Origin of the sequence: Eggerthella sp. (assembly GCF_048329335.1) — a bacterium.
In the GTDB taxonomy this organism is placed as follows: domain Bacteria; phylum Actinomycetota; class Coriobacteriia; order Coriobacteriales; family Eggerthellaceae; genus Eggerthella; species Eggerthella lenta.
The window spans coordinates 1-4,004 of the sequence record NZ_DBFEGU010000360.1; the positions used below are offsets into that span (position 1 = coordinate 1).

Genomic DNA, 4,004 nt, shown 5'->3' on the forward strand with positions numbered 1-4,004 from the left:
TGCATGAACATGGGCTACCAGGTGCGAGGCATGGACTTCGCCGTGGCCTCCGGCCAGATGGCGGGCCAGGCGGCCGTGCGCGCGCTCGACGCGGGCGACACGAGCGAGGCGGGGCTCGCCTCCTACAAGGAGGCGATGGAGGGCTCCTTCGTCATCCAGGACCTGCGCACCTTCTCCAAGTGGCCCCACGTCATGGAGGGCTGGGACCGCATGTTCACCGAGTACCCGGCCATGGCGCGCGACGTCTTCAACGCCATGTTCAGCGTGGACGGGAAGCCCCAGAAGCCGCTCATGAAGCGCATGATGCCCATAGTCAAGCAGCGCGGCCTGTTCAAGCTGGCCGGCGAGGTTCGGAAGGCGGTGAAGTCGCTGTGAGCGAGGTCAAGGAGATCACGGTCAACGTCGACGAGTACCTGGCGCTCGACAAGTACGAGGTGGACGAGGAGAGCGCGCACATCGAGCTCGTGGACGACCCCGGCGACGAGGAGTTCCTGAAGCTCGTGCGCGTGTGCCCGGCGGCGCTCTACAAGATCGACGAGGACGGCAAGAAGTCCTTCGACTACGCCGGCTGCCTGGAGTGCGGCACCTGCCGCATCGCCTGCGAGGGCACCATCGTCAAGAAGTGGGAGAACCCCCAGCCCACCATGGGCGTGGAGTACCGGTTCGGGTAGGAACCGCACGTCCTGACGGAATCGTTTGCAAGATATTCGCGACCCCGATGATCGAAAGATCGTCGGGGTCGTTTTCATGCCGCCGTGCAAGCGCGTCTCGACCTCATGCCTTCCCGTGCGGCCAGCGGCCGGCTTACGCGACGGTATCGAACCGATGGCGAACGGCAACGCTTCTCGCCGTAGGGGCTTGCGGAGGCTTAGAGTGGAGCCATATTCGAACGCATCGAAAGGAGCTCCATCATATGAGTACGCTCATCGTGCTCGGTTACCCGAGCGAAGCGGAAGCGAAGTCCGCCTACCAGAAGATCCTCGATCTCGACAAGAACCTCATCGTCAGCCTGCAGTCCGTCGCAGTCGTGGCGCGGCGCGCCGACGGCAAGTACGACGTGGTGACGCCCGGCTCCAAGGTGGGAACCTCCGCGGTGTGGGGTCTGTTCTGGGGCGTGCTGTTCGGTCTGTTGTTCTTCGTGCCCATCGTCGGCGCGGCGCTGGGCGCGGGCATCGGCGCGTTGACGGGCGCCATCGTCAAGCACGGCGTGGACAAGGACTTCCAGGATCGCGTGCGCAACCTGCTGAGCACCGACGACAGCGCCGCCGTGTTCATGGTGGTCGACGAGATGACCACCGACAAGTTCATCGATGCCATCCGACCGTTCGGCGGCGACGTGCTGCAAACCTCGCTGTCCATCAAGGACGAGGAAGAGCTCAAGCACGAGCTTTTCAAGAACTAGCTTCCGTCCGCCCGAAGGCATCGCCCCGGGTCGGTCCAGAGGCCCTTCCATCCTGTGAGAGCGAGGATGGAAGGGCCTTCGGTCGCATGCGGGACGCTTCGCGAGTTTTCCGGGCGTTTCCAAGCCTTCTCGCAAGCGTTTGACCAAGCGAAAGATGGCCGTTCGGCGCTTTTTCGTTGCGACGGCACGCGAACGGGGGATAATTACCCGGATGCATTGTTGCGACGAGAGAAAAGGGGAGCGCACTATGGCGGATGACAACAGGCTCGGAGAGAAGATCGTCACCCTGCGGACCGCCCACCATCTGTCGAGCCGGGATCTGGCGGATCGTTGCGGATGCGACGTCTCGGTCATCGAGGGCTTGGAGCGCGGCGAGCTGCCGGCATCTCTCGCGCCGCTCATCAAGATCACCCGAGCGTTGGGCGTGCGTCTTGGCACGCTCATGGACGACGACGAGAATCTGGGCCCCGCGTACATCGACCGCGATCAGATGGAGGAGGTCGAGCGCACGAAGAGCCTCGAAACGACCTCGGGCGGCGACTTGAGCTACTTCAGCCTTGCAGCCGGGCGCCCTTCGCGTCACATGGATCCGTTCGTCATCACGGTGGATCCCTCCGGCGAAGCCGATCACGAGCTGGTGGGGCACGAAGGAGAGGAGTGGCTCTACGGCATGGAGGGCTGCATCGAGATCGAGTACGGCAAGGAGCTGTACGTGCTGCATCCCGGCGAGAGCATCTACTACGACTCCATCGTGCCTCATCAGGTGCGTGCCCATGACGGCCAGAAGGCGAAGTTCCTGGCCGTCGTGCACACGCCGATCTAGGGGAGGGAACATGACGACCGAAGCCATCCCCGCCCCCGTCCCGGGCGATCCAAACTACCCGCTGCACTCCGAGAAGACCATCGGCCGCTACTTCCGCGATCAGGTGGCTGTAGATCCCGATCACGAGTTCGTCGTGTATCCCGACCGCGCGTTGCGTTGGACGTACAAGGAGTTCGACGAGCGCACCGACAACCTGGCGCGCGGCTTGCTCGCCATCGGCATGCGCCCAGGCGACCACCTCGGCGTGTGGGCGCGCAACATCCCCGACTGGCTGACGTTCATGTACGCCACGGCCAAGATCGGGATGGTCATGGTCACGGTGAACCCCGTGTACAAGAGCCACGAGCTTGATTACGTGCTGAAGCAGTCGGACATGAAGGCGCTGTGCGTCATCGACGCCTATCGCGACGTGGACTATCTGAAGATCATCCGAGATCTCGTGCCCGAGACGCTCACGCAGCAGCGCGGCTACCTGGAGTCCGAGAACTACCCCTTCCTCAAGAACATCATCTACATGGGTCCCGAAAAGCATCGCGGCTGCTATAGCGTGCCGGAGCTCGTGCTGCTGGGAAGCCATGTGCCCGAAGAGGCGTTGGCAGAGGCGGAAACCCATTTCGACAACAACGACGTGGTGATGATGCAGTACACGTCCGGCACCACGGGCTTCCCGAAGGGCGTCATGCTCACGCACCGCAACATCCTGAACAACGGCTTCTACATCGGCGAAGGCCAGAAGCTCGGACCCGACGACCGCGTGACGCTGCCCGTTCCGTTCTTCCACTGCTTCGGTTGCGTGCTGGGCGTCATGGCGAACCTTACGCACCGCTCCACCATGATCATCGTGGAGGAGTTCGACGCGGGGCTCGTGCTGCAGGCCGTACATAAGGAGCGCGCCACCAGCGTCTACGGCGTGCCCACCATGTTCATCGCCGAACTCAACCACCCCGACTTCGATACGTTCGATCTGTCCAGCCTGCGCACGGGCATCATGGCCGGCAGCCCCTGCCCGCCCGAGACCATGCGCGAGGTCATGGACCGCATGTACATGAAGGAGATCACCATCTGCTACGGCCTCACCGAGACGAGCCCCGTGTTCACGCAGACCAGCGCCGACGACGACATCGAGCACAAGTGCGAGACGGTGGGGCGCAAGCATCCTCCGGTGGACGTGCGCGTGATCGACCCCGCCGACGGCCGCATCTGCGGACCTGGTGAGCCTGGCGAGCTGTGCTGCAAGGGCTACAACGTGATGAAGGGCTACTACAAGATGCCCGAGGAGACGGCGCGTGCCATCGACGCGGACGGCTACCTGCATTCGGGCGACCTCGGCACGGTGGACGAGGACGGCTACTACCGCGTTACCGGGCGCATCAAGGACATGATCATCCGCGGAGGCGAGAACGTGTACCCCTTGGAGGTGGAGAACTTCCTCTTGACCATGCCCGGCGTGCTGGACGCCCAGGTGGTGGGCATTCCTGATCCGAAGCTGGGCGAGCTCGTGGGCGCGTTCGTCCGCGTGCGCCCCGGTTACGAGGATATGACCGAGGACGATGTGCGCGCCTTCGCCATTCCGCGCATCGCTCGCTACAAGGTGCCCAAGCGCGTGTTCTTCGTGGACGATTTCCCTATGACCCCGTCCATGAAGGTGCAGAAGTTCAAGCTGCGCGAAATGGTCGAAGAGCTGGTGCGAGCAGGCAAGTAGCAAGCCGTTCTTTTCAGGGGAGGGCGCGTATTCCGGTGCGGCCCTCCCGAATGAGGCAGGGGGAGGGGGCTGAAGAC

General features: G+C 63.4%; 4 protein-coding genes and 1 pseudogene. All 5 read left to right on the forward strand.

Annotated features, from left to right (window positions below):
• Positions 1-375, forward strand: a pseudogene (locus ACMO6A_RS11205) (FAD-dependent oxidoreductase); the annotation flags it as partial.
• On the forward strand, positions 372-671 hold the full coding sequence (locus ACMO6A_RS11210; protein WP_114516189.1) for a ferredoxin family protein: 300 nt from the start codon (positions 372-374) through the stop codon (positions 669-671). The pseudogene ACMO6A_RS11205 and the gene ACMO6A_RS11210, both read left to right, overlap by 4 nt.
• Before the next feature lie 242 nt (positions 672-913).
• On the forward strand, positions 914-1,402 hold the full coding sequence (locus ACMO6A_RS11215; protein ID WP_009304367.1) for a DUF1269 domain-containing protein: 489 nt from the start codon (positions 914-916) through the stop codon (positions 1,400-1,402).
• A gap of 247 nt (positions 1,403-1,649) precedes the next feature.
• Positions 1,650-2,225 carry a helix-turn-helix domain-containing protein gene (locus tag ACMO6A_RS11220; RefSeq protein WP_114516190.1) on the forward strand — a complete coding sequence of 192 codons (576 nt, stop codon included), beginning with the start codon at positions 1,650-1,652 and terminating at the stop codon, positions 2,223-2,225.
• Positions 2,226-2,235: 10 nt separating this feature from the next.
• Positions 2,236-3,927: an AMP-binding protein gene (locus ACMO6A_RS11225; protein ID WP_114516191.1), complete on the forward strand. Its 1,692-nt coding sequence runs from the start codon at positions 2,236-2,238 to the stop codon at positions 3,925-3,927.
• Positions 3,928-4,004: the final 77 nt, after the last annotated feature.